This is a genomic window from Psychrobacter sp. Ps7 (genome assembly GCF_022129225.1).
GTDB lineage: Bacteria > Pseudomonadota > Gammaproteobacteria > Pseudomonadales > Moraxellaceae > Psychrobacter > Psychrobacter immobilis_A.
In genome coordinates, this window is record NZ_JADQAH010000045.1 from 1 (window position 1) to 26,304 (window position 26,304).

General features: G+C 43.3%; 22 protein-coding genes. 10 read left to right on the forward strand and 12 right to left on the reverse strand.

Translation table 11 applies throughout. The features are described from left to right. Positions 1-92: 92 nt before the first annotated feature. Positions 93-770 carry a response regulator gene (locus I3257_RS12375; protein ID WP_176393072.1) on the forward strand — a complete coding sequence of 226 codons (678 nt, stop codon included), beginning with the start codon at positions 93-95 and terminating at the stop codon, positions 768-770. A 100-nt stretch (positions 771-870) separates the two neighbouring features. Here the strand turns inward: I3257_RS12375 and I3257_RS12380 are convergent, their stop codons facing one another. From I3257_RS12380 to I3257_RS12405, 6 genes are all read right to left on the reverse strand, one after another. Further along, complete coding sequence (locus I3257_RS12380) at positions 871-1,665, reverse strand: ABC transporter ATP-binding protein (protein ID WP_045446787.1); 795 nt, start codon at positions 1,663-1,665, stop codon at positions 871-873. Positions 1,666-1,696: 31 nt separating this feature from the next. Then, positions 1,697-2,596, reverse strand: a complete 900-nt coding sequence (locus I3257_RS12385) for an ABC transporter permease (protein ID WP_045446789.1) — start codon at positions 2,594-2,596, stop codon at positions 1,697-1,699. Positions 2,597-3,026: 430 nt separating this feature from the next. Next, positions 3,027-4,067, reverse strand: coding sequence for an ABC transporter substrate-binding protein (locus I3257_RS12390; RefSeq protein ID WP_087815043.1), 1,041 nt, complete (start codon positions 4,065-4,067; stop codon positions 3,027-3,029). A 160-nt stretch (positions 4,068-4,227) separates the two neighbouring features. Beyond that, positions 4,228-5,280 carry an ABC transporter substrate-binding protein gene (locus tag I3257_RS12395; RefSeq protein WP_193009397.1) on the reverse strand — a complete coding sequence of 351 codons (1,053 nt, stop codon included), beginning with the start codon at positions 5,278-5,280 and terminating at the stop codon, positions 4,228-4,230. Positions 5,281-5,593: 313 nt separating this feature from the next. Further along, positions 5,594-7,705, reverse strand: coding sequence for a methionine--tRNA ligase (gene metG, locus I3257_RS12400; protein ID WP_201553654.1), 2,112 nt, complete (start codon positions 7,703-7,705; stop codon positions 5,594-5,596). A gap of 398 nt (positions 7,706-8,103) precedes the next feature. Beyond that, positions 8,104-9,519 carry a GntP family permease gene (locus I3257_RS12405; RefSeq protein ID WP_087815040.1) on the reverse strand — a complete coding sequence of 472 codons (1,416 nt, stop codon included), beginning with the start codon at positions 9,517-9,519 and terminating at the stop codon, positions 8,104-8,106. 347 nt (positions 9,520-9,866) lie between these two features. Here I3257_RS12405 and I3257_RS12410 point away from each other — a divergent pair, with 347 nt between their 5' ends. The 7 genes from I3257_RS12410 (at position 9,867) to dcd (ending at position 17,458) form a co-directional block, all read left to right on the forward strand. Beyond that, positions 9,867-10,580 carry a CoA transferase subunit A gene (locus I3257_RS12410; protein ID WP_238034300.1) on the forward strand — a complete coding sequence of 238 codons (714 nt, stop codon included), beginning with the start codon at positions 9,867-9,869 and terminating at the stop codon, positions 10,578-10,580. Between the two features lie 176 nt (positions 10,581-10,756). Further along, the gene (locus tag I3257_RS12415; RefSeq protein WP_045455208.1) at positions 10,757-11,386 is read left to right on the forward strand and encodes a CoA transferase subunit B; all 630 of its coding nucleotides are present in this window, start codon (positions 10,757-10,759) and stop codon (positions 11,384-11,386) included. Positions 11,387-11,447: 61 nt separating this feature from the next. After that, positions 11,448-12,248, forward strand: a complete 801-nt coding sequence (locus I3257_RS12420; RefSeq protein WP_238034299.1) for a 3-hydroxybutyrate dehydrogenase — start codon at positions 11,448-11,450, stop codon at positions 12,246-12,248. 171 nt (positions 12,249-12,419) lie between these two features. Continuing rightward, positions 12,420-13,772, forward strand: a complete 1,353-nt coding sequence (gene mgtE, locus I3257_RS12425) for a magnesium transporter (protein WP_198329729.1) — start codon at positions 12,420-12,422, stop codon at positions 13,770-13,772. A gap of 171 nt (positions 13,773-13,943) precedes the next feature. Beyond that, the gene (gene apbC, locus I3257_RS12430) at positions 13,944-15,167 is read left to right on the forward strand and encodes an iron-sulfur cluster carrier protein ApbC (protein ID WP_238034298.1); all 1,224 of its coding nucleotides are present in this window, start codon (positions 13,944-13,946) and stop codon (positions 15,165-15,167) included. A 436-nt stretch (positions 15,168-15,603) separates the two neighbouring features. Then, the gene (locus tag I3257_RS12435; RefSeq protein ID WP_201501510.1) at positions 15,604-16,746 is read left to right on the forward strand and encodes a DUF2804 domain-containing protein; all 1,143 of its coding nucleotides are present in this window, start codon (positions 15,604-15,606) and stop codon (positions 16,744-16,746) included. 136 nt (positions 16,747-16,882) lie between these two features. Next, positions 16,883-17,458 (forward strand): dCTP deaminase, encoded by a 576-nt coding sequence (gene dcd, locus I3257_RS12440; RefSeq protein ID WP_011513914.1) that lies wholly within the window; start codon positions 16,883-16,885, stop codon positions 17,456-17,458. Between the two features lie 107 nt (positions 17,459-17,565). On the opposite strand, the gene I3257_RS12445 is transcribed toward dcd, so the two are convergent. From I3257_RS12445 to I3257_RS12470, 6 genes are all read right to left on the reverse strand, one after another. Further along, a complete protein-coding gene (locus I3257_RS12445) occupies positions 17,566-18,003 on the reverse strand; it encodes a ClpXP protease specificity-enhancing factor (RefSeq protein ID WP_238049943.1) in 438 nt (145 codons plus the stop codon). A gap of 254 nt (positions 18,004-18,257) precedes the next feature. Beyond that, positions 18,258-18,872 carry a glutathione S-transferase N-terminal domain-containing protein gene (locus I3257_RS12450; RefSeq protein WP_193012896.1) on the reverse strand — a complete coding sequence of 205 codons (615 nt, stop codon included), beginning with the start codon at positions 18,870-18,872 and terminating at the stop codon, positions 18,258-18,260. 196 nt (positions 18,873-19,068) lie between these two features. Next, positions 19,069-19,785 carry a cytochrome c1 gene (locus I3257_RS12455; protein ID WP_045446804.1) on the reverse strand — a complete coding sequence of 239 codons (717 nt, stop codon included), beginning with the start codon at positions 19,783-19,785 and terminating at the stop codon, positions 19,069-19,071. Continuing rightward, on the reverse strand, positions 19,785-20,990 hold the full coding sequence (locus I3257_RS12460) for a cytochrome bc complex cytochrome b subunit (protein ID WP_173936707.1): 1,206 nt from the start codon (positions 20,988-20,990) through the stop codon (positions 19,785-19,787). The genes I3257_RS12455 and I3257_RS12460 overlap by 1 nt, the downstream gene beginning before the upstream one ends. A 22-nt stretch (positions 20,991-21,012) precedes the next feature. Beyond that, a complete protein-coding gene (gene petA / locus I3257_RS12465) occupies positions 21,013-21,597 on the reverse strand; it encodes a ubiquinol-cytochrome c reductase iron-sulfur subunit (RefSeq protein ID WP_045446807.1) in 585 nt (194 codons plus the stop codon). A gap of 470 nt (positions 21,598-22,067) precedes the next feature. Next, complete coding sequence (locus I3257_RS12470) at positions 22,068-24,011, reverse strand: ATP-binding cassette domain-containing protein (protein ID WP_238049944.1); 1,944 nt, start codon at positions 24,009-24,011, stop codon at positions 22,068-22,070. A 241-nt stretch (positions 24,012-24,252) separates the two neighbouring features. Between I3257_RS12470 and I3257_RS12475 the strand changes: the two genes are divergently transcribed. Next, complete coding sequence (locus I3257_RS12475) at positions 24,253-24,525, forward strand: SlyX family protein (RefSeq protein WP_045455183.1); 273 nt, start codon at positions 24,253-24,255, stop codon at positions 24,523-24,525. A gap of 236 nt (positions 24,526-24,761) precedes the next feature. Then, the gene (locus tag I3257_RS12480; protein ID WP_238049945.1) at positions 24,762-26,156 is read left to right on the forward strand and encodes an outer membrane protein transport protein; all 1,395 of its coding nucleotides are present in this window, start codon (positions 24,762-24,764) and stop codon (positions 26,154-26,156) included. Positions 26,157-26,304: the final 148 nt, after the last annotated feature.

A 26,304-nucleotide genomic window follows, 5' to 3' on the forward strand; every position in this document is an offset into this window, starting at 1 on the left:
AGAGTAAGGCGTTGCTTATTTTTTTCAATGCTTTCTCAATTCTATACAGTCCCTAATGAATATCAATAATGTATTTAGCCATAAGGTCACATATGACGTCTAATCAACTCTCAAATGAGCCTACGTGCTGGCAAGATGAAAGCAGTCATCTGTCTGACGATTTATCAGGCATTACGCCAGAATCGCTTATCATTCATATCATTGACGACGAAGAAAGTGTGCGCATGTCCTGTGATTTTTTGATTAGCAGCTTAGGGCTATCGACCCAAGTGTGGGCAAGTGCTCTGATATTTTTACAGCAAGTCAATATCTATCGTCCAGCAGTGATTGTGAGTGATTTGATGATGCCAGAGATGAGTGGTCAAGCGCTACAAGTGCACCTTAGTCAACAGGACAGCCCTATGGCATTGATAGCGCTAACGGGAAATGGCGAGATTGCTGATGCTGTCAATATGCTGAAGCAAGGTGCGGCTGACTATCTGGAAAAACCGATTAATAGCCGCCGGCTACAAGAAGCGCTTGCGCGTGCGCAAGACCTCACTCTAAAACGCGCCACGCTTTATGATATTAAAAATCTTTATGCGCAGCTGACCGATAAAGAAAAGCAGGTCGCCAATGAGTTACTGCAAGGCAATCTGAATAAAAATATCGCCAACCATTTAGATATATCGGTCCGCACGGTAGAGGTGCATCGCTCACAAGTGATGAAAAAAATGCAGTCACAACATGTCAGTGAGTTGATTCAAAAGTTAGTATTGCTTGATGCTTAAAAATTAAGACAGTCGTATCAATTAAAGCAGTCATAAAAAAACGCCTGATATTAAACAGACGTTCTATTTTTTCAAGAGTTGAAGAATTTTGCTAAGTTATTTAACTCAATATCAAGCTATCATCTTCGACTTTTTCGCCGCGAGTTTGCTCAAACATATCAAGTAAGTCATGTACAGTCATGCCTTGACGTTTATCGCCAGCCACATCTAATACCACTTGTCCTTGATGTAACATCACTGTTCTGGTGCCATGCGCCAATGCCTGCTGCATCGAGTGGGTAACCATCATCGTTGTAAGCTGATTGTCCGTTACAATTTTATCGGTCAATTCTAAAACGAAAGCAGCAGTCTTAGGGTCGAGGGCAGCAGTATGCTCATCAAGCAATAAAATTTTGGAAGGTTGCAATGAAGCCATCAATAGGCTAACAGCTTGACGTTGACCACCGGATAACAGACCCATACGGTCGGTCAGACGATTTTCTAGCCCCAATTTTAATACTGATAATTTTTCGCGAAATAAATCACGGTTATTTTGGTTGAGTGCAAAGCTCAAACCACGTTTGCCGCCGCGCTTATAAGCCAGCGCCATGTTTTCTTCGATGGTTAATGCTTCACAAGTCCCCGCCATCGGGTCTTGGAAGACACGAGCCACCCAATGGGCGCGTTGGTGCGCGGTCTTTTTGGTGACATCGATACCATTTAATAAGATTGAACCGCTATCGACGCGCGTGGTACCACTGACCGCATTTAAAAAGGTTGATTTACCCGCGCCATTGGTACCGATGACAGTGACAAATTCACCATCAGCGATGTTGAGATTGATACCGCGTAGGGCAGGGTTTTCAATGGGCGTTCCAGGATTAAAGGTCAACCGCAAATCTGTAGCTTGCATCATAATAATTATTCCTTATGGTTGCACATTGACATTAAGCCCGAACTTTACGACTTAAAAATTTATTTTTAGCTTTTGGCAATACCAAGGCAAATACGACGAGTAGCGCTGTAATCAAGTTTAAATCTTGCGGACCAAAACCAATACTACGGAGCGTATCGCTCGATAGCGCCACCTGAATAAATAGCTTGTACAGCACCGCACCGACGACCACGGCAAAGGTAATCAGCCAAATTCGCTTGGCAGGAATGATGGTTTCACCGATGATGACCGCTGCCAAACCGATGACAATGGTACCAATACCGATCGAGATATCTGCGCCACCTTGAGTCTGCACAAACAATGCACCTGCTAGAGCAATCAAACCATTAGAAATCGCCATACCAATGATGGTCATCCATGAGGTATTGATGCCTTGCGCCTGTGCCATGCGGAGGTTGGAACCCGTCGCCCGCATCGAAAGACCCGTTTCGGTACTATAGAACCAGTTTAAAAATAACATGGCAGCTATCACCACGACACCAATAATTAGACAGCGCATCCAATAACCGTTGCCATCAGTGACCAAGGTGCTAAAGACCGTGGTTTCACCCAATAATGGCAAGTTCGGCGCACCCATAATCCGTAAATTGATAGAATATAGTGCGACCATCACCAAGATACTGGCAAGTAGTTGCAGGATGCCAAGTTTGACGTGTAGCCATGCCGTAACAATACCAGCGACTGAACCTGCCAACATACCAAAAGCACAGGCAAGCCATGGGTTGACACCAGCGATGATAGAAATACCAGCGACAGCGCCACCTAGTGGAAAACTACCGTCAGCGGTCAAGTCGGGGAAGTCGAGGGTGCGAAATGAGATCAGCACACCAAGTGCTACTAGGCCATAAATCAGACCGCTTTCAAGTGCACCAAAAAAAGCAATTAAAGACATAAGAGATCAGTAAGTCATAACCAAGCGTTTAGCAACTAACGTTCTAATATCGATTCATAGAATGAGTGCGTGATATAGATCAGCGCTGTCTCATCTATACGTCAATTTTAGCTAAACGACTAAGCGGTGAATTTAACAGATTAAACAATCTGCGGTTAGGGTAAACCAAAACATGTCACGATCAACAGCTATCATAAGCTACCTAGGTTCAAAGCTTTGATTAAAAAAAGGGCAAATTTAGAAATGACGCAAATACTTTATATTTAATCAATGTGGTTTAAATAAGAAGCCCAGCCTACTGATTCATAGCTGGGTTTCTGATGTTAAACATTTAGCCTCATCGCATAAAGGTAGATGACGGCTGACACCAAATCCATCAAACTCGATATCTACCTTATGATAGCTGTAATGAGCTAGCTATAAAAGTGCGTTATTCTACCACTTCTTTTGCTTTATCGATAACCGCTTGTGACAAAGTAATGCCTTCTTCTTTGGCATGCTTTGGACTAACGTATAGATCCAACATTTGCGGGGTGTAGACAGGAATAGCGCCTGCTTTTTCACCATTTAAAATACGTACCACGATTTTGCCTGTTTCGCGACCAAGCTCGTAGTAATTCACGCCCAATGCAGCAACGGCACCACGCTCAACTGAGCTAGTGTCAGACGCAATCAGTGGGATTTTGCTCTCTTTAGCGACTTGATATAGTGATTCGTAAGCCGATACGACGTTATTATCGGTTGAGGTATAGATCATATCGACCTTACCTTCGAGGCTACGTGCTGCCATCGCAATATCAGTACTACGCTGGGCAGGCGCTTCGAGTACATTGATACCTAGTGGTGTCAGTTTTTCTTTTAAGTTTTTCAAGATAATCGTTGAGTTGACTTCGCCTGGGCTATAAACATAGCCGACATTCTTCAGGCTCGGGATGATTTGACGCATCAATTCAATTTGTGGCTCATAAGGCAGGGCATCAGAGCCGCCAGTGACATTGGTGCCAGAGCCATCTAGTTTGGTCACTAGTTTGGCGGCAACTGGGTCAGTGACTGCTGAGAATACTAAAGGGATACTGCTAGTAGCAGCAGCTACTGACTGCGCTGATGGAGTACCAATCGCAACGATAACGTCTGAATTGTCTGCGACGAATTGCTTAGCAATCTGTCCAGCAGTGGCAGTGTTACCCTGTGCGCTTTGGAAATTAACCTTTAAATTTTCACCATCCTTAAAGCCTGCTTCATTAAGCTCGTCGATAACGCCCTTACGGACGTCATCAAGCGCTGGATGTTCGACGATAGCTGTGATTGCGACAGTCTTCATAGCCGTGGCTGCATCGCCAGTCGCAGCTGTATCAGTGGTGCTGGTATCTTGTGCTGATTGATTACAGCCAGTCAAGATGGCAGTACAAACGCCACCTAATAATAGTGCTTTACTAAAGTTAAAATGACCAAAACGATTTTGATACAACATGGGTCTCACTCCTGAAAATAATAATGTGTCCGTACATTATTTAATTTATAGATAAAAGGTATAGATGGATAAAGGGTAAAGCGAGCCATCTATATAGAAGGCTAAATGTTATTTTTCAGTGCTACTTGTCAAAACTATTTATCCGTATTATTTATCCGTATTATTTATCCGCACTCTGCGCTTGTTTGTCGATATTAATGGCATTTTTTAGCAGCTCATCAGTCAGGCTGAAGCCTTGCTCAGCCGCATGTTTCGGGCTTGCATATAAGGTTAAAGTATTCATCACTTCAGGCTTAACGCTACTAACTGCTTCGCCATTTAAAACACGATACACCATTTTGCCTGTGGTACGACCAAAGTCATAATCATTGACACCAAGTGCCGCAGTTGCACCACGTCGCACACTGAACTCGTCTGAGGCAATGACAGGAATATCAAGCTCATTGGCAGCACCTGCCATCGCTTCAAAGGCGGATACCACATTATTATCTAGTGAGGTATAAATCACATCAACACGACCAGCAAGGCTACGAGTCGCCATCGCCACATCCGTTGGGCGATTGGCGGTTACGTCTAATATCTTAAGCCCACGCGCAGGCGCAGCTTTTTTTAGTTGATTGAGTACCACCACCGAATTGACCTCACCTGGACTATAAACATAGCCAATGGTTTTTGCATTAGGCGCAATTTTTTGAATATTGTCCAGTTGCGGCTCGATAGGTAGCTCACTAGACAGTCCTGTCACATTAGATTGGATAGGCGTATTGTTCTCATTAATGAGCTTTGCCGCGACAGGGTCTGAAATAGCCGTATAAATAACCGGAATCGTCTTAGTTGACGCAACGATAGACTGAGCTGATGGCGTCGAGATTGCCACGATGGCATCTGGATTGTCTCCTGCAAACTGCTTCGCAATCTGACCTGCTGTCGCTGTATTGCCTTGAGCACTTTGAAAATTAATGGTTAGATTTTGGCCTTCAACATAGCCATTATCTGCCAACTCATCAATAATGCCGCGACGCATCGCATCTAACGAAGGATGTTCGACGATTTGAGTGATGGCTAATGTCTTGGCAGGCTTGTCAGAATCTGCGGCGGCACTTGTATCTGTCGTTGCAGCAGTGTCGGTCGTGTTTGAGCAGCCAATTAATCCAAGCGCGGCGCTCATAGCAGCACCGAATAGGCTGAAGCGTAAAGTAGTAGCAAAGGTCATTTTATTGGGGCTCATAGGTTAGAGAGTGCAGGTTACCCGAGTCAATGTTATGTGCATGCTGAGATAACGGGCTAACATCAAAGTAATCAATCCATTGATCATTACGTCCATATTATGACAGTAATGTAACTTATGGCAATAAGAAATTAAAACGCGTTTGTCATTACCTCTGTAAAGAACGTACTGAATCAATATTCATCGATATTATCTTCTATATAAGCACTGATTTTGGCGATTGACCAGCGATAGTTTTGGGACAATAAAAAAGATGCCCAGCTGGACATCTTTTTTGTTTGTTGAGTAAGCCTAACTATTAAGCAAGCACATCGCCAATCACGCAGTTGTCAGGTAAAGTAACCACTGTCAGCTGAGTTTTTGGATTGCCAGTTGATAGCACCATACCTTCTGAGACACCAAACTTCATCTTACGCGGGGCAAGATTGGTCACGCAAATGACCTTTTTATCTAGCAATTGCTCAGGCTCATAGAACTTACGGATGCCGCTAAACACATTGCGCGGTTTGTCTTCGCCAACGTCCAAGGTAAATTGTAAAAGCTTATCTGCGCCTTCGACATGATTGCAGGCTAGAACGTGAGCGACTTTCATCTCAACTTTGGCAAAGTCTTCGATGCCGATATAGTCAGTTTGCTCAGTATTTGTCTCAGCATCTATATCAGTAGCAGCTTCTTTTGCTGGCTTATTATCTTTTTTAGCAACGGCTTTGCTAGCCACAGGAGCAGCAGCTTGAGCCAAAGATTCTTTTGAGGCCTCAACCATCGCGGCAACGTCTTTTTCTTCTATACGCTGCATCAAAGGCTTGAACTTATTGATCTTGTGCCCCAGTAGCCACTCATTACGGCTGGCAAAGCTTAAGTCGTCAATGTTCAAAAACGCTTTGGCATTGGCGGTTAGCTCAGGCAATACTGGCGCAAGGTAGACCATCAATTGACGGAAGATATTAATCGCGACCGAGCAAACATCTTGAACTTCTTGCTCTGCGCCTTCAACCTTAGCAAGTGCCCATGGTTTTTTCTCATCGATATATTCATTGGCTTTATCAGCACATTGCATAATCAAACGCATGGCACGCGAAAACTCACGGTTCTCGTAAGCGGCAGCAATCTCATCGCCCGTTTTGGTAATATCTTCTAATAAACTTGGCTCAGCGCAGACTTCTGTGAGCATGCCGTCGTACTTTTTGACCAAGAATCCAGCACTGCGGCTAGCGATATTGACCACTTTACCAACCAAGTCAGAGTTAACCTTTTGCATGAAATCTTCTAAATCAAGGTTGATATCTTCGACTTTATCAGACAATTTACTAGCAAAATAATAACGCAGGTATTCAGGATGTAAGTGATCAGCATACGTTTCGGCTTTAATAAAAGTACCGCGTGACTTACTCATTTTTTCGCCATTGACCATCAAGAAGCCATGAGCAAAAACACCCGTTGGTGTACGGAACTCACTACCAGCAAGCATAGCAGGCCAAAATAGCGCATGGAAATAAACGATGTCTTTACCGATGAAGTGATACACCTCGGTTTTATGCTCGTTTTCTTGCATCCAATAACGGTCGAAATCAAGCGCCTCGTCTGTACCTGCGCGCTTATCGCATAGGTTTTTGAAACTCGCCATGTAACCGACTGGCGCATCTAGCCATACATAAAAATATTTGTCTGGCTCATCGCTTGGGGTATTTGGAATCTGAAAACCAAAGTAGGGCGCATCACGGGAAATGTCCCACGTTGCCAGACCTGCTTCAAACCATTCTTGTAGTTTATTGGCGACCGATGTTTGCAAGCGATTGTCACTACGCGTCCAATCTTTTAAGAATTGCTCAAATTCAGGCAAATTAAAGAAGTAGTGCTTGGAGGTTTTTAGAATAGGCGTGGCATCTGATAACGTTGAATGCGGGTCTTTAAGATCCGTTGCATCATAGGTCGTACCGCAAACTTCACAGTTATCGCCGTATTGGTCTGCCGCTGCGCATTCAGGGCAAGTACCCTTGACAAAACGATCGGCTAAAAATAGCTGTTTTTCAGGGTCAAATAATTGTTCGACATCTTTTGTACTGATATGCCCAGCATCATTCAAGCGACGATAAATCAGCTCAGAAAAATGCTTGTTTTCTTCTGAGTGCGTGGAGTGATAATTGTCAAAGTTAATCAAAAATTTGGCAAAATCTGCTTCATGCGACGCTTTCACCGCGGCAATTTGTTCCTCCGGTGTGACGCCATTGGCTTCTGCTTTGAGCATGATTGCCGTACCGTGTGCATCGTCTGCGCAGACATAAGTGACCTGATGGCCTTGCGCTTTCATGGCACGTGCCCAAATGTCGGTCTGAATATATTCTACAAGATGCCCCAAATGGATATGGCCATTGGCGTAGGGCAGCGCACTGGTTACTAGAATCTCACGCACTTTTATCACCTATATTTTTATATAAACGGGTTGGTTATCAAACGTCTTAAGCGGTTTTGAGCTATTAGACGCGATACTATTAATATCAAACTATCAATGCTAAAACGTATTAAGCAAATAAAAATTTAAAAAAGTGTGCCTATGATACCGTAATTCGGCCAAATTTGTGACATTACCTGAGTAATTAATATAGTCGCTAATAAAGCGATTAACTCTATACGGTATATAGAGTGTCAATCAATTATGAGAGATAAATAGTCGGTTGTATTTAGAGGTAGTAATGAGAAAGCATGCATAAAAAACCCACCAAGCAATCGCTCAGTGGGCTCTTTGGTATCAAGCAATAATCGTTAAATTTAATTATCTTTAAGGTTTAATAAATGCCTCATTCTAGGATATTAGAACGAGCCAAATATCGTCCCTAAAATGATAACGGCGACCACAGCAATAAGTGGAATCACCATCGTTACCATGGCGACGTTTAGATAGGACTGCTTATGGGTCAAACCACAAATCGCAAGTAAGGTGATGACCGCACCACTATGCGGTAGCGTATCCAAACCACCTGCTGCCATCACAGCAACACGGTGCATCAATTCTGGGTCAATACCCGCTGCGACCGCCATTCTTAAATAGTCTTCACCCAACGTCGATAACGCGATACTCAAACCACCAGACGATGAGCCAGTAATACCAGCCAGCGTAGTCATCGCCACCGCTTCTGAGATTAAAGGATTGTCAGGTGTTAGATTTAAAATACTATCACGAATGATGAGGAAGCCTGCTAGCGAGGCGATAACCGCGCCGTAGCCAACTTCTGAGGCAGTATTAAAAATCGGCAGCATCGAATCATAAGTACCACGGTTGATGGTTTTTTGCAGATTATTCCAATGACCGATACGTAGCAAAATTAACACCGCACAGGCCACGACTAACGAGATGATTATTGACCATAAACCCAGTGAGCCTGCGATATTTAGATCAGGAAACTGAGCTTGTAAGCCGCTAAAATCCACTGATGGAAAGACAGTGTAAGTTAATAGAGCATTCAAGCCAATGACCAACACCAGTGGAATCATAGCAATAGTAAATGAGGTGTGATGCGTATTTAATACCTCAGTTTCTTTTTTGGCTGCGCCAACGCCGCCCACATCCTCTTCGTCATGCTGACCATAGCCTTCGCCTGCTGCATTGGCTTTTCTGGCGCGTGATTGTAGCCATAACCAACCGCAAATAAACATGATGGTGCCGCCGATAATACCCAAGATAGGCGCGGCAAAAACGTTGGTATTATAGTAAGGAATCGGAATGGCGTTTTGAATGGCAGGCGTACCTGGCAATGCCGTCATCGTAAAGGTGAATGAGCCTAAGGCAATCGCTGCCGGAATCAAGCGCTTAGGAATATCAGCGGCTTTAAACAAGTCTTTGGCGATTGGGTAAATAGCAAATGCCACCACAAATAACGAAACGCCACCATAGGTTAAAATGGCACAAACTAAGATAACTGCTAAGATGGCTTTGCTGGCACCAAGCTTTTCGACCACGGTTTTGGCAATCGCGGTCGCCGCACCAGAGTCTGCCATCAAACGCCCAAATAGTGCACCCAGCAAGAATATAGGGAAAAACTTAAGTAAAAATCCACTCAATGCGCCCATAAACACATCGGTATAAGCAGGAATCGTGCTTAAAAAATCACCTGATAATAGTACGGCTAATGTCGCCATAATCGGTGCTAATATCAACACTGAATAACCGCGATAAGCAAAAAACATCAGTAATAATAAAGTAATGACAATAGCAAAGGTACTAAACATGATCGCCCTCCTTGGCAAAGTTCAATCAGCGAGTATGCAGAGCATAGTGATATCGGTCAATAAAATTATTTAAAATAGGCAATATTTGATATTTTATTAAACATAAATTCTGTCTTAATGAGATATTGCCCCATCATATATACCGCTACTGCGCTGGCTTGTATATTCCTATGGTTATTCTCTTCTCGCTACGAGAATAATATGGTAAGTTAGCACAAGATTTTTAATTATGATATATCGATAGAAACTGTATTAATATAAATATGGAAATATTGAGTGATGTCACCCACTCATAATCATTGATGATAGAAGTTAATAACAAAAAATAGACTTGCAAGGAGATAAGCATGAGTCAATCAAAAGTATATAGCAGTGCCGAAGAAGCGCTAAAAGGTATCGTCAGCGATGGACAAACCCTCGCTATTGGTGGTTTTGGTCTGTGCGGTATTCCTGAAGCGCTCATCGAAGCGTTACGTGATAGTGGTGTTAAAGGGTTAACTTGCATCAGTAATAACGCAGGCGTCGATGATTTTGGCTTAGGGTTGCTATTACAAACGCGCCAGATTAAAAAAATGATTTCATCCTATGTCGGTGAAAATAAAGAATTTGAGCGTCAATACTTGGCAGGCGAGTTAGAAGTTGAATTAACGCCGCAAGGGACGTTAGCGGAAAAACTACGTTCGGGCGGTGCTGGTATTCCTGCGTTTTACACCGCCACTGGCGTTGGCACACTGGTCGCTGAAGGCAAAGAAACCCGTGATTTTGACGGTCGTACTTATATACTTGAGCATTCATTGCGCGCTGATGTGTCATTAATCAAAGCGCAAAAAGCGGACAAAGCGGGTAATTTAATTTTTAACAAGACGGCGCGTAACTTTAATCCAGATTGCGCCATGGCAGGCAAAATTACCATTGTCGAAGTCGAAGAAATCGTAGAGACAGGTACGTTTGATCCTGATGACGTGCATCTGCCGGGTATCTTTGTGCAGCGTATCGTCTTGAATAGTAATCCTGAAAAGCGTATTGAAAAGACTACGACTAAAGCAGTCGAAAGCGCTTAGTTACAGGCTTTATAGAATTTTTTAAAGTGTTAAATTAATAATAGAATATTGTAATACTATTCCTAAAAATTTGAGTAGCAAGGAAAACGAGTGAAAGTGCTACATTTAGTAGACTAAGCGAGTTTGACACCGCTCATCATATTTTTTGGGGTCGTTATAAAAATAAGGAAGTTATCATGGCATGGACAAGAGAGCAGATGGCACAGCGTGCCGCACAAGAGCTACAAGACGGCTATTATGTCAACTTAGGCATTGGGCTACCAACCCTAGTCGCCAATTATATCCCTAAAGATGTCGATGTTTGGCTACAGTCTGAAAATGGTCTATTAGGTATCGGCGAGTTTCCAACGGCAGAAAATGTCGATGCAGATTTGATTAATGCGGGTAAACAAACCGTCACTGCCGAAGCGGGTGCCAGTTATTTTAGTAGCTCAGAGTCGTTTGCGATGATTCGCGGCGGTCATGTTAATCTGGCGATATTGGGTGCGATGGAAGTGTCAGAAAAAGGCGATTTAGCCAACTGGATGATTCCCAAAAAAATGGTCAAAGGCATGGGCGGTGCGATGGATTTGGTTGCTGGCGTGCAGCGCGTGATTGTCTTGATGGAACAGGTCAATAAACACGGCGAGCCAAAAATCCTTGCCAATTGCGAGCTACCATTGACGGGCAAAGGGGTGGTCGACCGTATTATTACCGAACTTGCTGTACTAGACGTCACTGACAACGGTTTAAAGCTAGTTGAGCTGGCAGAAGGTGTTAGCTTTGATGAGCTACAAGAAAAAACGCCAGTGAGCATTGCTCAATAAGCTTGTTAGATATATTTGGCACAAACCTCTAAAAAACCTATTTGATAATGGACTATAAAATATGGCGACCACATTACAACAAGATTTGACTGGCAAGGTGGCATTGGTCACCGGCGCTGCCAGCGGTATCGGACGTGATATCGCTGAAACTTATGCCAAAGCAGGCGCAGCGGTTGGTATTGCAGATATTAATATTGAAGCGGCTCAGAAAACCGTTGATGCTATTGAAGCGGCAGGCGGACGCGCATTTGCCATTGCCATGGATGTGACTTCAGAGGAGGCGGTAAATGCTGGTGTGCAGCAGCTTGTCGATACCTTTGGTGCTATTGATATTCTCGTCTCCAATGCTGGTATTCAGATCATCAATCCGATTCATAAAATGGCGTTTGAGGATTGGAAAAAAATGCTTGCCATTCATTTGGATGGGGCATTTTTGACCACCAAAGCGGCGATACAGCATATGTATAAAGATGACAAAGGCGGTACCGTCATCTATATGGGCTCAGTACACTCGCACGAAGCCTCACTTTATAAAGCGCCTTACGTCACAGCGAAACATGGGTTACTTGGGCTGTGCCGTGTATTGGCCAAAGAAGGCGCTGAGCATAATGTACGCGCGCATGTGATTTGCCCAGGGTTTGTTAAAACGCCATTGGTCGAAAAGCAAATTCCGCAACAAGCGGCTGAAAAAGGCATCAGTGAAGAATCTGTAGTCAATGATATTATGTTGGTCAATACGGTAGACAAAGAATTCACGACCGTCGATGATATTGCCCAATTGGCATTGTTTTTAGCAGCATTCCCGAGCAATGTATTTACAGGTCAGTCTATCGTTGCCAGTCACGGTTGGTTTATGAATTAACTGAGTGGTGAATTAATGGGTTTGCGGGTTGTTTGATTGGTTTAAGAATCATGGGCTTGCTAATAAAAGACCAATCCATTAGCATCTAGTTTTATATTAATTTGAGCCAATTAGATTGGCTCTTTTTTATGAGCGCTTGAATACCGTTTCGGGTCGCACGGAGTAAGTATAATGAATGATAAGGATTTTGCAAAAACGCTTGCAGCAAAATTAAGCCGTGCTATCGAGCAACAGCAGTTTGAGCAATCAATCAATCAACTTCAAAATTTGCGCCCGATTGATATTGCCGATGTTCTGGCACTCATGGAGCCAAATCTTGCGTGGCAGCTACTTGAGCATCTGCCCAATCGTTCTACCGTGTTCTCCTATTTAGAAACGGATATTCAGGTTGCACTTGCCTATGTATTTCCTCGGGCTATATTAGCAAAGATAATAGGCGAGATGCCTGCGGATGAGCGCGCAGATTTATATAAGCGCCTCAGTCAAGATCAACGTGATGCCTTGTTGCCCGCATTGGCACAGGCACAACGTGAAGATATTCGTAAGTTATCTGCCTATGAGGAGCGCACTGCTGGTGCGTTGATGACGTCTGATTATGCGACTTTAGCTGCTCATATGACTGTCTCTGAAGCATTGGCAGCACTGCGCCTAGAAGCACCTGATGCCGAAACTATTTATCATGCTTATGTGATTGATGATGAGCGTAAATTATTAGGCGTTGTCTCTTTACGAGTACTTATTTTAGCGGCTCCTGAACAGCTGATTAATGACATTATGATGAGTACAGTAGTGTCTTGTAATGTCAATGATGATCAAGAAGACGTTGCGAAAGTCGTGGCTCGCTATGATTTAATTGCGCTGCCTATTACCGATGATAGTGGTGCTTTGGTCGGTATTGTTACCCACGATGATGCGATGGATGTGGTGAGTGATGAGGCAACCGATGATTTCCATAAGTCGGGAGGTGTCTCGACCATGGTTGGCAAATTAAAAGACGTCAGCGTTCGGGTGTTATACCGTAAGCGGGTCTTTTGGTTAGTGTTCTTAGTATTTGGTAACTTGCTCTCAGGCTTTAGTATTGCAAAATTTGAAGATGTGATTGCCGCCAATTTGGTATTGGTGTTCTTTTTACCTTTATTGGTCGACAGTGGCGGTAACGCTGGCTCGCAGTCAGCGACCTTGATGGTGCGAGCTTTGGCGACTGGCGATGTGGTCATGCGTGACTGGTTTTCGTTATTGGGTCGAGAGGCGGTGGTTGCGTTGATGCTTGGGGCGACGATGGCGGTGGCTATCTCAATCATCGGTTATGTACGTGGTGATGCAGTGGTGTCGTTAGTGCTGGCACTGAGTATGATGTCGGTGGTGATGATTGGTTGTGTGATTGGTATGAGCTTACCTTTTGTGCTTAATAAATTAGGTTTTGACCCTGCCACTGCCAGCGCGCCTTTGATTACCTCTGTCTGTGATGCCTCGGGGGTACTTATTTATTTGTTTATTGCTTCACAGTTTTTGTCTATCGGTTAACGCTGCTATAAAGCCTAGTCCCACTAGCGTTGTGGTTTTTTTATAGTGTTAATTCAGCTACACTGTCACTATAAAAGGTCTGGCTAACACGCTCACGAGCGGTATTGTTCACGACAGTATTCACTGAGTTTTTGCCATGCCCACTCACTTGTATAGGCAGTAATAGTCGCTATGTTTAACTTTATGAAGAAAACCTCCACCAAAAAATCAGAAACACCAGAGCAGCGAGCAGAGCGCGATAGTGCCGTGGACAAGGTGCTGCTTGGTTATGAGGTAGGTACTGTCAGTATTGCCACCATGGTAACGGGGCTTGAGCGTGATGGTGACCAGCTCACCTTAGACTTGCGTCTACCCGTAAATAGTAATCCTGAAATTATCCAACAAGAACTTGGGCAACTGTTACATCCGCACGGGATCAAGACTATTCATATGAATGTTCGTCTGCCCGCACCGACGAAAGGCTCGGGGTCAAGTCTGCCAAAAGCAATGCCAAAAACCACTAATGCCATGGACAATCAACATAAACCAGCGGCAAATGCTGATAGCAATACTACTGTTGAACCACCAATTACCAAAGCCGCGCCGACACAAGCGTCACTCGCCGCGCATCCGCGTATTCGTCATATTATCGTCGTGGCGTCGGGTAAAGGCGGTGTTGGTAAATCCACTACTACGGTCAACATTGCTTTGGCATTACAAAAGCTAGGCAACCGTGTTGGCGTACTGGATGCCGATATTTATGGTCCTAGTATGCCAACGATGCTGGGCGTCGATAATGTCAAACCTGAGCTGGAAAACGAGCAGTTTGTTCCTATCAATGCGCACGGCATGGCAATGCTATCGATTGGTAGCTTGCTCGATGGTGACAATACTCCTGTCGCATGGCGCGGACCAAAAGCCACTGGTGCGCTGATGCAGCTGTATAATCAAACCAACTGGCCGCAGCTAGATTACTTAGTGATTGATATGCCACCGGGTACGGGCGATATTCAGTTGACACTAGCGCAGCGTATTCCCGTAACGGGTGCCGTGATTGTCACGACGCCGCAGCATATTGCCTTACTTGATGCGCAAAAAGGCATTGAGATGTTTAACAAAACCAATATCCCAGTACTCGGTGTGGTCGAAAACATGGCACTGCATACCTGTAGTAACTGTAATCATACTGAAGCTATCTTTGGTACAGGCGGCGGTGAAAAAATCGCTGAGCAATATCAGGTGCCGCTGTTAGGTCAGTTGCCATTGGCGAGCGGTATTCGTGCACAAGTGGATAAAGGTGAGCCGAGCGTATTAGCCGATGATGAGTTTGCGCCGTACTATCTTAGCATTGCTAAAAATATCGAAGCCACTATTAATAAATTCGCTAAGCCTGTCAATGATAAGCGTATTTTTTAATAGTAGTTCTTAGTGATAGTGGAACAGCTTAAGTAGAAAATCGTTAAAGAACTTATATTTTTAACAAGGGAATATTGTGAGCCTATCTATTTATCAATGTCATTTAGACGATATTCCCAAACAGTATAGGTGACTGAAATTATTGCGTCCGCCGATATATGTGGTTGAGCTCTCAAACAATCAACTGATGGCCATTTGCTACTCTAAAGATGGGAGTAGCAAACGGCATCAGAAAATGTGACAGAAAGGTTGGCAGATGGATTGACCAGCATTGAAGTTAAGATGATAACAGCAGCGTTTTTTTTGGCTTCAGGACAGGCAAAAAGAAGAGTGATACATACCACAGTCAGCTATCAAGGACAGATAGTAGCTGTAAATAAACAGTAGCTGTAAATGAATAATACCTTTAGAAAAATTTGGCTAGGATGCTTTAATCATGAATCAAAATCGCAATGAGCAAGATCAGCAACAACTATCTACCAGCAGTAAGCCAGTTGTTCTCAATGAGCTAATTAAAAACGGTCAGCCTACTTTTGGCATCTTTGCTCACGTTAAAAATATCAATTATTTGGACTATCACAGCCATCTAGTCTCACAAAAAACCTTACCAAACTGGCGCAAAGAGTTAAAAGTCAATCAATTTTGCTTTATTCAAATTATCCAGCCGCCTTATCGGGTTTGTCTGGCATTGGCAACGATTAAGTTGGCAACCAGTGCCTTTGTTTATCTTTATAACGATGAGACTGAGCAGCTAGAGGTTTGTGAAGCATTGCAGCCGTTGACACGGCAAACACAGTTAGAAGGCGATTGCTATCAAGGGCAAATGGCATTTACCCATAGTAGTCTCACATTAACATTGGATTTTACGCCTTCACAAATCGCAGTAGCATTGGACAGTAAACACATTACGCTTGATGCGACGCTACAGCGGCAAGCAGCGCCATTAGCAGTCTGCACACCAACGGGCAGGCGTGGCTGGACCTTTACTCAAAAAGAACCGTTAACTGCTCTTTCTGGTCACTTGCTTATTAAAGCCCATTCAAAATTTAACACTGATGCTCAAACCAAACAAATCCACTTTTCCAAAACGACTATCGCCAATCTCGATTGGACGCTTGGCTATATGCGCCACAAGACCAATTGGTTTTGGAGTTGTATCAATAGCTATTTGCCAGATGGTCGTCATTTTGCCCTAAATCTAGCGATGGGCGTCAATGAGACCGGTGTTAGCGAAAATGCGTGCTGGGTGGATGGGCAGATTTATTATTTACCGCCTGTGATGTTTGTCCGTGATGGTTTAAGTTTGCCAGCTAATGAGCAAGATGATAATGCTAAAACCATAAATAATACGCGACAGCCTTGGCGCATCTATCATCAAAACCTAGGCTGGAGCAATGTTGATATTGACTTAACCTTCACGCCGATAACCGTTTATAAAAAGACGGATAACTTTGGTGTGCTTGCCAGTATATTTGAGCAATGGCTTGGCTTTTATAGTGGTGAGATTCGTCTAAAAGATGACGTTATTAAAATCGATAAGACAATGGGCTTAGCAGAAGATCATTTCGCTAAATGGTAGGCGGTTGTCGTATTGATTGTAGATTTATATTAAACGCAGGCAAGCCTATAAATTAAGCGCTCAATTCCGTATAATCGTCGCTATCAAAATACCGTTCATATCGTAAATTTTATTTTATAGCTGCTAAGGAACAACAATGTCTATCAAGTCTGACCGCTGGATTCGTAAAATGGCTGAAGAACACGGCATGATTGAGCCGTTTGAAGCGGGCCAAGTACGTTTTAATGATGCAGGCGAGCGTTTGGTTAGCTACGGTACGTCAAGCTATGGTTATGATGTACGCTGCGCGCCTGAATTTAAAGTTTTTACCAATGTTCATTCAGTGATTGTAGATCCAAAAAACTTTGATGAAAAAAGCTTTATTGATGTCATCGGTGACGAGTGCATTATTCCACCAAACTCGTTTGCGCTAGCACGCACCATGGAATATTTCCGCATTCCACGCGATGTATTGACGATCTGTCTTGGTAAATCAACGTATGCCCGTTGCGGAATTATCGTCAACGTGACGCCGCTGGAGCCTGAGTGGGAAGGGCATGTGACTTTGGAATTTAGTAACACCACCAATCTACCAGCGCGTATTTACGCAGGCGAAGGGGTGGCACAAATGCTATTTTTCCAAAGTGATGCTGATGACGTATGTGAAACCAGCTATAAAGATCGCGGCGGTAAGTATCAAGGTCAACGTGGCGTGACATTGCCAAGAACCTAGTAATTTTATATGCTAACTGAAAATGTAAAACGATAAATCTTCTAGATTAATTATAAAAAGGCTGACCGTATATAATACGATCAGCCTTTTTTATACCGAAAAATTGACTATTTCAATACTTTTAAACCTGCTTTATTATCACGTTTGGCTTTAGGTGTCGCAGTAGGGCTCTTCTGTGAGCTTACTATCGCATCATCTTGAGGTTGATAGTTGTCATATTCATTGGGGTCAAAAAACATCCCTTGCGAGTTTTCTTTTGCATAAATACCTAATACCGATGTCATAGGTACCCAAATCTCTTGTGACACGCCGCCAAAACGCGCACTAAAATGAATATAATCATTTTCCATACTCATATTACCAGTCGCACGGCTGGCAATATTCAATACGATACGACCATCTTGCACGTGTTCCCTTGGAATCTGTACGTTTTCGGCAGTGGCATCAACCATCAGGTAAGGCGTTAGTTGATTGTCTTCTATCCACTGATAAAGCGCGCGCACCATATAGGGACGTGTTGGGGTAATAGAGGTGGTTTCGCTCATCTAAGGGTTTCCTATACTGATAATTTGAATATAATAACTTAAAGGTATTTTTTTGTTTTCTATTTTAAGACAGCGGTTAAGCATTGTCTAGGGTGTGTCCTACTCTTGCAAATGGTGATAAAAATTGCAGCCAAACAAGAAAAATAGTACTGATAATATCGAAATATAAGCGAGTTATTTGACACAGTTTGACAAAGATTTAGTCATTTTTATCCCATTTAAGGTTTAATGCTCAGATTGAGGATACACCCTAATTAACGCACACTTTTTTGAAAGCTAGTACGCTCAAAGACCCGCTGTTGATAATCAAATAAAGGGCGACTAATCGCACGTGGCAGCTCAATTCCCATTTCTTCAAGTCGCCATAACAAAGGTGCTAACAATACATCACACCAGCCAAACTCGTCTGCCATAAAATAAGGTTTATGAGCAAACAGTGGTGACAACGTAATCAAAGAATCGCTTAACTGTTTTTTCGCAATAGCAGCTTGTGCTTTATTAAAGCTATTAGGGTGCATGAGTAGACGCTTACCGAGTACCAGCCAATCATGCTGAATACGCCAAGCCAGCTGGCGAAATTGGGCACGCTCTTGCGGGGTATCTGGCAGTAGCTTGTTTGTATGGTAACGCTCTTCAAGATACTCAAAGATAACATTGATCTCATACAGTGCGATTTCACGTTGTTGCAGAACAGGTAAGGTGTGATAGGGATTCAGCTCGGTTAAATCTTCAGGCCGTTCAGAGTGCAAGCGTGATAGATAATAGGCAAGCTTTTTTTCCTCAAGTAACAGGCGCACTACATGACTGTCGTAGCCGTCATCAGCGTATAAAATCAGCTGACTACTTGGAATGTCGTTCGCATCAATCATGAAAGCCTAATGTTAATAGTAAAGCCTATCATCGTAAACAAAGTGGCCCTGATTATCAAGGCAAGGTACGTAAACATTGCGGGTGAGCCTTGTTTTAAATAATGGTTCAGTGTTTTATGGTCTTTTAAGAGACAAAAAAAGGCACTACCAGAGTAGTGCCCTTTTTTTCGATAAAAATATATTTTTTAATACTTAATTATTTTACATCTTTCCAGAACTCTTTGTTCAATAAGTAAACTGGAATGAGTAATACTAATAAGAATAAAATCACAAAGAAGCCAATCACTTGACGGTCATGACGGTTAGGCTCTGCCATCCACGCCATAAAGTTAACCAAATCACCCACTTCAGATTCAAACTCTTCAGCACTCAGCTCTTCTTGCATATTATGCAATACATGAGGCATCGCCGCATTGGCAAGTACTAAGTTATTGGCACCCCAAGGACGGCTTGGGTCTTCATAGAAGGATAACAGGTAAGTATATACCCAGTCATCGCCACGTAGTCTGGTCTCAAGTGATAGATCAGGAGGCGCTGCGCCAAACCATGATGCTTGTACTTCAGGATCAATTTCAGCATTGATATGATCACCGATTTGATCGGTGGTAACCATCAAATACTTTTCGACCAACTCAGGTGGTATCTCTAAATCTTTAGCAATGCGCGAGTGACGAACATACTGTGCAGAGTGACAACCAGCACAGTAGTTCATAAAGATTTTCGCACCGTTTTGTAGCGAGCCCTTATTGGTAAAATCAATAGGAGCAGTACTACAAGCTAAGTGTTCTTCAACACCCTCAGCATTGGTGAATGTGCCACATCCACCGCCACCAGCTGCCAGTGCAGTACCAGCCGTCAAGGTTAATGCCGCGCCTAAGCCTAGACCCGCTAGGGATTTAATTAGCGTGTTCATTAGTGACCTCCGGTAACGCGTTCTGGTGGCTGTTTACACTTCTCAATAGAGGTATAAATTGGCATCAGTAAGAAAAACAAGAAATACAAGACAGTGAAGATACGAGCCATCAATGTTGCTGTTGGTGTCGTTGGCGTCGCGCCTAAGTAACCCAAAACTAAGAAACTAATCGCAAACACGGTTAAAGCAATTTTAGATAAAATGCCTTTATAACGTATAGAGCGTACAGGCGATCTGTCTAGCCATGGTATCAAGAATAGTACGGCAATCGCACCACCCATCGCAATCACACCACCTAACTTGTCAGGAACCGCACGTAAAATGGCATAGAATGGCGTGTAATACCATACTGGTGCAATGTGTGCTGGTGTTTTCAATGAATTCGCTGTCTCAAAGTTTGGTGGCTCAAGGAAGAATCCGCCGCCTTCTGGGAAGAAGAATACCACTGCAAAGAACAAGATAAAGAAGACCACGATACCAATCATATCATGCACTGTGTAGTACGGATGGAATTCAATACCATCTAACGGCACACCATTTTTGTCTTTTAGCTTCTTGATATCAATACCATCAGGGTTGTTCGAACCCACATGGTGTAGCGCTACAATATGCATGAATACTAAGCCCACAAGTACGAGCGGGATAGCAACCACATGTAGAGCAAAGAAGCGGTTTAGGGTGATACCTGAGATAATATAATCACCACGTACCCATTCTGCAAGCCCATCACCAATCACAGGTAGAGCAGCAGGAAGGTTCAAGATAACCTGTGCACCCCAAAATGACATGTTGCCCCAAGGAAGTAGGTAACCGAAGAAACCTTCTGCCATCAATGCTAAGTAAATACCCATACCGATGAGCCAAATAAGCTCACGTGGTTTCTGGTATGAACCATATAGCAGTGCTCTGAACATATGCAGATATACGACCACAAAGAACGCAGATGCGCCAGTTGAGTGCATATAACGGATGAGCCAACCACCTTTGACATCGCGCATGATGTATTCAACAGACGCAAATGCCCCTTCGGCACTTGGGTTGTACATCATGGTCAGCCAAATACCTGTTACCAATTGGTTAACCAATACCACCATTGATAACACGCCGAAAAAGTACCAAAAATTAAAGTTTTTTGGTGCATAGTACTTTGACATATGGTATTCATAGGTTTCGGTCGCTGGAAAGCGTGCGTCCACCCAATGCATTAACTTTTTACCCATGCTCATATTAAGCCTCCCCAATCGTCAAGATGGTACCATCCATGTTGTAATCTGGGACAGGTAAGTTAAGCGGTGCAGGAACGCCACTATAAACGCGACCCGCCAAGTCATATTTAGACCCGTGGCATGGGCAGAAAAATCCGCCATACCAATCATTACCACCCAAGTCAGCCGCGCCAACATCAGGACGGTAGTTTGGTGCACAACCTAAATGTGTACAGACGCCTTCTACTACCAATACTTCTGGCGAGATAGAGCGTTCTGGATTTTTACAGTATTCAGGTTGTAATGATGCATCAGATTCAGGGTCAGACAGTAAAGGTTTTACTGACGCTAAAGTCGCTAGCATATCTTCTGTGCGTTTGACCACAAAAATGGGTTTACCACGATATTTGACAACGATCATCTGTCCTGCTTCGATAGAACCAATATCTTGGGTCACTGCAGCCCCTGCAGCCTCAGCTTTAGCGCTTGGGTACCAAGAACGGACAAAAGGTGTTGCCACAGCAGCTACCCCAGCTGCACCAATCGCGGCAGTCGAGGCAATAAGAACTCTACGGCGTTGTACGTTAACGCCTTCGGCTTGGCTCATTAATACTTCCTCCAGGTGAATGAAATGGGATTATCCCACACTGGGTTTGTGGCTTAGAAAATGTACAATATAAAGCCACTTTGGCTGTGCCTAATTTTGCTAATTGTTGCTATTCTAAGCTATTTCGGTGATAAAATAAATTATTGCGTTAAAAATAAAGCAACCTTGATAGAACATACTCTAAGGTTGAATAGGAGAATTGATGCAAAATAGCTGCATTATCAATGTCTCACATAGATTTTTTGGCAAGGATTATAAGCGTGATGACCTTATAATTAATAAGGATATTTTGCAATAGCGAATGATACTCGAAATTAAGGTAATGTTCACTAACTTTCAGTACCTAACTACTATGTAAGTAGTCGTAAACCAATAATCACCGCTTTATAAGAACAAAACGGTGATTATTCATTATTTTTCATGTTTTATAAAACTCGAAGTTTTATAAAACATGGCTTTAGTCGCTAACGTTAGCTCTCAAGCTCACTCCAACGCTCAAGCTTACTCATCATCTCATCTTCAATCGTCAGTAGGCGCTCACTGGCAGCAGTCGCTGCATTAACGTCAGTGGTGAACCATGAGCCATCTGCTAATTTCTCTTGCAATTGGGCTTGTTCAGCTTCTAATGCAGCGATTTCTTTTGGTAAATTGTCCAGTTCACGCTGTTCATTGAAATTGAGCTTTTTGGCAGCTTTGTTAGGTTTTGCTGCGGTTGTCTTATTGGTAACTTTACTGGCAGTACTTGCATTATTGGCTGGTGCTCTAGCCGCGTGTGCGGCTTGCTCACGGTTTTTTTGTACCAAGTATTCTTGATAACCACCGACATACTCTTTGACGATACCTTTGCCGTCTTCATCTTGGTCAAATACCCAAGTAGAGGTAACGACATTGTCCATAAATGAGCGGTCATGGCTGATGAGCAAAATCGTACCGCCAAAGCTGGCGACTGACTCTTCTAGTAGCTCAAGTGTCGCCATATCCAAGTCGTTGGTTGGCTCATCGAGTACCAGAATGTTGGCAGGCTTTAATAGCTGCTTGGCAAGTAGTACGCGGTTACGCTCACCACCTGATAAAGCTTTAACAGGCGTACGTGCACGCTCTGGGGCAAATAAGAAATCTTGTAGATAGCTCATAATGTGTGTTTTACGACCACCCACTTCGACGAAGTCTGAGCCTTCAGAGACGTTTTGCGCCACACTGGCTTCAAGGTCTAACTGATCGCGCAGCTGGTCGAAGAAAGCGATTTTTAAGTTAGTGCCTAATTCAACACTACCAGTCTTGGTAACTTCGTCATCAGACATATCGAGTAGGGCTTTAATCAGTGTGGTTTTGCCCGCACCGTTGGGTCCGACAATACCGATTTTATCGCCGCGCATGATAGTGGTCGTAAAGTTATCAACTAATACGTTGCCATCATACTCAAGATGTAAGTTTTTGACTTTACAGACCAGCTTACCGCTTTTCTCGCCTTGACCCATGGTGATGTTGACATTGCCGACTTGCTCACGGCGATCGCTACGCTCTTCACGCAATGCTTTTAGCTCACGGACACGGCCTTCATTACGGGTACGGCGGGCTTTGATACCTTGACGAATCCATACTTCTTCTTGCGCCAGTTTTTTATCAAAGTTGGCGTTATTTTTTTCTTCAGCGAGTAACTGTAGCTCTTTTAGCTCTTGATAGCGTGCATAGCCACCTTCGCCTTGAGTGACGTCATAGCTGGTTAATTGACCACGATCTAGCTCAATGATGCGTGTCGATAGTTTATTGACAAATGCTCTATCATGGGTGACAAACAACAATGTTAGACCTTGCCAATCCAATAAAAAGCGCTCTAGCCATTCAATACTATCAACGTCCAAATGGTTGGTTGGCTCATCGAGCAGCAGTACATCAGGTTTGGTAACCAATGAGCGTGCTAGTAGTACACGGCGCTTACGACCACCTGATAATGAAGATAAATCATCATCTGGATCCAGCCCCATGGTTTTGATCAGGCGGGTGGCTTCCCGTTCTAAATCCCAACCGTGTACTGCATCGATATCATGCTGCAAATCGGCCATACGCTCACAAGCATCCATGTCACCATTGGCACATAAGTCAGTTTGGGCATTGTAGTTGATAAGCAGCTCAGCCGTGCGGCTGCTACCACCCATAACAATGTCTAGGATACGTCCGCTTGTCTCGGGAACGTCTTGTTCTAGCATCGCCACGCGCACGCTGCTATTGATAATGACTTCGCCGCTATCAGGTTGTAAGGTACCGTTAATTAGCTTAAATAAGGTGGATTTGCCTTCGCCATTACGGCCAATTAAACAGACACGTTCACCTGCTTCAATAGCAAAATCAATGCCATCAAGAACAGGAGCGACGCCAAAAGCAAGGTGGATATCTTTTAAATGTATCAGAGCCATAGAATATCTTAAGCTTATATAATAGTGAGGTAGGGGTTGCTGCAAAATTGCGAGCAGTATAACATGCCATCACGTGACTGTAGTGAGCGTAAATGATTTTATCCGCACTATTTATGGCTTTTATTAACGGCTGCTATTTTATAAAGAGCATCGTCGTCTAATTGCTACTTTGTATCGGTCATCGAGCCATTTTATTAATGAATCCTACCAGTCTTATGTTTATGATAATTCAGAGAAAAATATGAATCAATTTAATCCTCAAGATAAGGCTCAGAACGAGGCTTTAGCTGTGCATGCTGATTTACAAACGCAACAAGTCATTGATTTACAGATGAGTATGGCGCATCTAGAGATGACAGTAGAGCGACTCGATGAGGTGATTGCGCGGCAAGATAAAGATATTCAGACATTACAACGACAGTTGCAGCTGATCTATAAACAAGTGGAAAGTCAGGATCCTGAAGGCGGCATTGCACCTTTTGATGTAATGGCAGAAAGACCCCCTCATTATTAATACCTGCAAAATTAATACCTGCAAAATTAATATCTGCAAAAACTAAATGATTGAAAATTTATAACTATTATATCCGCATTGTGAAATACAGATACTGTTCAGTCATAATCAGGAAATAATGTGTTTTTGCAGTTGTTTTAATGTTCGAAAATCATTACTATCCTCCACCTCGGATGCTGCTTGCTTATTAAAATTAAGTAAAGTAGTAAAACAATGCGGACGTTTGGAGATACATAATGCGCGCAAATTTTCATTTGAAAACTCTCACAGTAGCTGTTGCTGCTCTTTCTATTGCTAGCGTTGCTAGTGCTGCTGGTCTTGATCGTTCAGGTCAAGATATCACCGCATTCTTACAAGATGGCACCTACGCCGAATCTGTTTATACTTATATCGATGCTGATGTGAGTGGTAAAGACTTGTCAGGCAATAAGCTCAATGATATCGCAGAGTCTTATGATTTTTTCCGTTATGGTGTAAAAGCAGATATTAACGACACGTTTAGCATCGGTATTTTATATGATGAGCCTTTTGGTGCCGCCGCTGATTATAACGGTCAAAACGATTTCGTTACCGAAAGTGATCGTGACGCTATCATTCAAGACTTTACAAAAAACCCTAATATTACCGAAGCTTATGTCGATAACGTATTAATACCACAATTGCAAGGGGCGCTTGCTCCAGGTAATCCAGGTGGTCTAACTGCTGAGCAGTTACAAGCCGCTCAAGGTCAGCTTATTGGTCTTGAAGCCGCTAAAGGTCTAGCAGCAGTAGCGGGCGAAGCGACGCAAGTAGAAGTACGTACTGAGAGCATTACTGGTATTCTTGGTGCTAAATTTGGTGCTAACAAAGAGTTTCAAGCTTATGGTGGTCCAGTGGCTCAGCGCGTAAAGGCAGATGTAAAATTGCGCGGTGACGCATACAGTTCAGCCAAGGGTTATACCACTCACATCAGTAATGACCAAGACTATGGCTGGATCGCTGGTATGGCTTATAGCAAGCCTGAAATTGCACTTAAAGCTGCTTTGACGTATCGCTCTGAAATCAAGCACAATGCAAAAGCTTTTGAGACTTTTCCAATTGCTACGGCTGCAGGTGCTACCGCTGGTCTAGCGTTGCCGACTACCAGACATTCTGATATTGAAATCAATACGCCAGAATCAGTCAACTTTGATTTCCAGACGGGTATCAATCCTACCATGCTAGCTACTGCGAAAGTCCGTTGGGTGCCATGGAGTGATTTTGCTATCGTACCGTCACTATACAATGATGTCAGTAAAATATCGACAAAAGATGATGAAGGCTTGGCATTAGTTAGTTATGATGAAGATCAATGGCAAGTTGAGCTAGGTCTCGCTAAGCGCATGACGCCAGCATTAGCAGTAACAGGCACTGTCGGTTGGGATAGTGGTGCTGGTAACCCTGTAACCTCACTAGGTCCTATCGAAGGCTACTACAGTGCTGGTTTGGGTGCCAAGTACAATGTGACTGAAAACTGGGCAGTATCAGCTGGTGGTAAATATCTATGGTTCGGTGATGCTAAAGGCCAAATTCCGACTAAAGCTGTGGTTAGTAACTTTGAAGACAACGATGGTTTTGCACTTGGCGTGAAGCTTTCTTACCAAGCAAACTAATATAAGTTGTAATTTGCTAACTTATAAATCCATAGTCTAGATAATAAAAAGCGATCCTGATTGGGTCGCTTTTTTTTGCCAGCCTGTTTAAGTTTAGGGCGTGTTGAACATTGGGAATAAAACGATGGCAAAAAAATAGCAAACGGTT

Excerpts from the sequence above, each read along its gene's own strand:
- I3257_RS12375 (WP_176393072.1), top strand. The coding sequence starts at position 93 with ATGACGTCTAATCAACTCTCAAATGAGCCTACGTGCTGGCAAGATGAA.
- I3257_RS12380 (WP_045446787.1), bottom strand. The coding sequence starts at position 1,665 with ATGATGCAAGCTACAGATTTGCGGTTGACCTTTAATCCTGGAACGCCC.
- I3257_RS12385 (WP_045446789.1), bottom strand. The coding sequence starts at position 2,596 with ATGTCTTTAATTGCTTTTTTTGGTGCACTTGAAAGCGGTCTGATTTAT.
- I3257_RS12390 (WP_087815043.1), bottom strand. The coding sequence starts at position 4,067 with ATGTTGTATCAAAATCGTTTTGGTCATTTTAACTTTAGTAAAGCACTA.
- I3257_RS12395 (WP_193009397.1), bottom strand. The coding sequence starts at position 5,280 with ATGACCTTTGCTACTACTTTACGCTTCAGCCTATTCGGTGCTGCTATG.
- I3257_RS12405 (WP_087815040.1), bottom strand. The coding sequence starts at position 9,519 with ATGTTTAGTACCTTTGCTATTGTCATTACTTTATTATTACTGATGTTT.
- I3257_RS12410 (WP_238034300.1), top strand. The coding sequence starts at position 9,867 with ATGAGTCAATCAAAAGTATATAGCAGTGCCGAAGAAGCGCTAAAAGGT.
- I3257_RS12415 (WP_045455208.1), top strand. The coding sequence starts at position 10,757 with ATGGCATGGACAAGAGAGCAGATGGCACAGCGTGCCGCACAAGAGCTA.
- I3257_RS12420 (WP_238034299.1), top strand. The coding sequence starts at position 11,448 with ATGGCGACCACATTACAACAAGATTTGACTGGCAAGGTGGCATTGGTC.
- mgtE (WP_198329729.1), top strand. The coding sequence starts at position 12,420 with ATGAATGATAAGGATTTTGCAAAAACGCTTGCAGCAAAATTAAGCCGT.
- apbC (WP_238034298.1), top strand. The coding sequence starts at position 13,944 with ATGTTTAACTTTATGAAGAAAACCTCCACCAAAAAATCAGAAACACCA.
- I3257_RS12435 (WP_201501510.1), top strand. The coding sequence starts at position 15,604 with ATGAATCAAAATCGCAATGAGCAAGATCAGCAACAACTATCTACCAGC.
- dcd (WP_011513914.1), top strand. The coding sequence starts at position 16,883 with ATGTCTATCAAGTCTGACCGCTGGATTCGTAAAATGGCTGAAGAACAC.
- I3257_RS12445 (WP_238049943.1), bottom strand. The coding sequence starts at position 18,003 with ATGAGCGAAACCACCTCTATTACCCCAACACGTCCCTATATGGTGCGC.
- I3257_RS12450 (WP_193012896.1), bottom strand. The coding sequence starts at position 18,872 with ATGATTGATGCGAACGACATTCCAAGTAGTCAGCTGATTTTATACGCT.
- I3257_RS12455 (WP_045446804.1), bottom strand. The coding sequence starts at position 19,785 with ATGAACACGCTAATTAAATCCCTAGCGGGTCTAGGCTTAGGCGCGGCA.
- I3257_RS12460 (WP_173936707.1), bottom strand. The coding sequence starts at position 20,990 with ATGCATTGGGTGGACGCACGCTTTCCAGCGACCGAAACCTATGAATAC.
- petA (WP_045446807.1), bottom strand. The coding sequence starts at position 21,597 with ATGAGCCAAGCCGAAGGCGTTAACGTACAACGCCGTAGAGTTCTTATT.
- I3257_RS12470 (WP_238049944.1), bottom strand. The coding sequence starts at position 24,011 with ATGGCTCTGATACATTTAAAAGATATCCACCTTGCTTTTGGCGTCGCT.
- I3257_RS12475 (WP_045455183.1), top strand. The coding sequence starts at position 24,253 with ATGAATCAATTTAATCCTCAAGATAAGGCTCAGAACGAGGCTTTAGCT.
- I3257_RS12480 (WP_238049945.1), top strand. The coding sequence starts at position 24,762 with ATGCGCGCAAATTTTCATTTGAAAACTCTCACAGTAGCTGTTGCTGCT.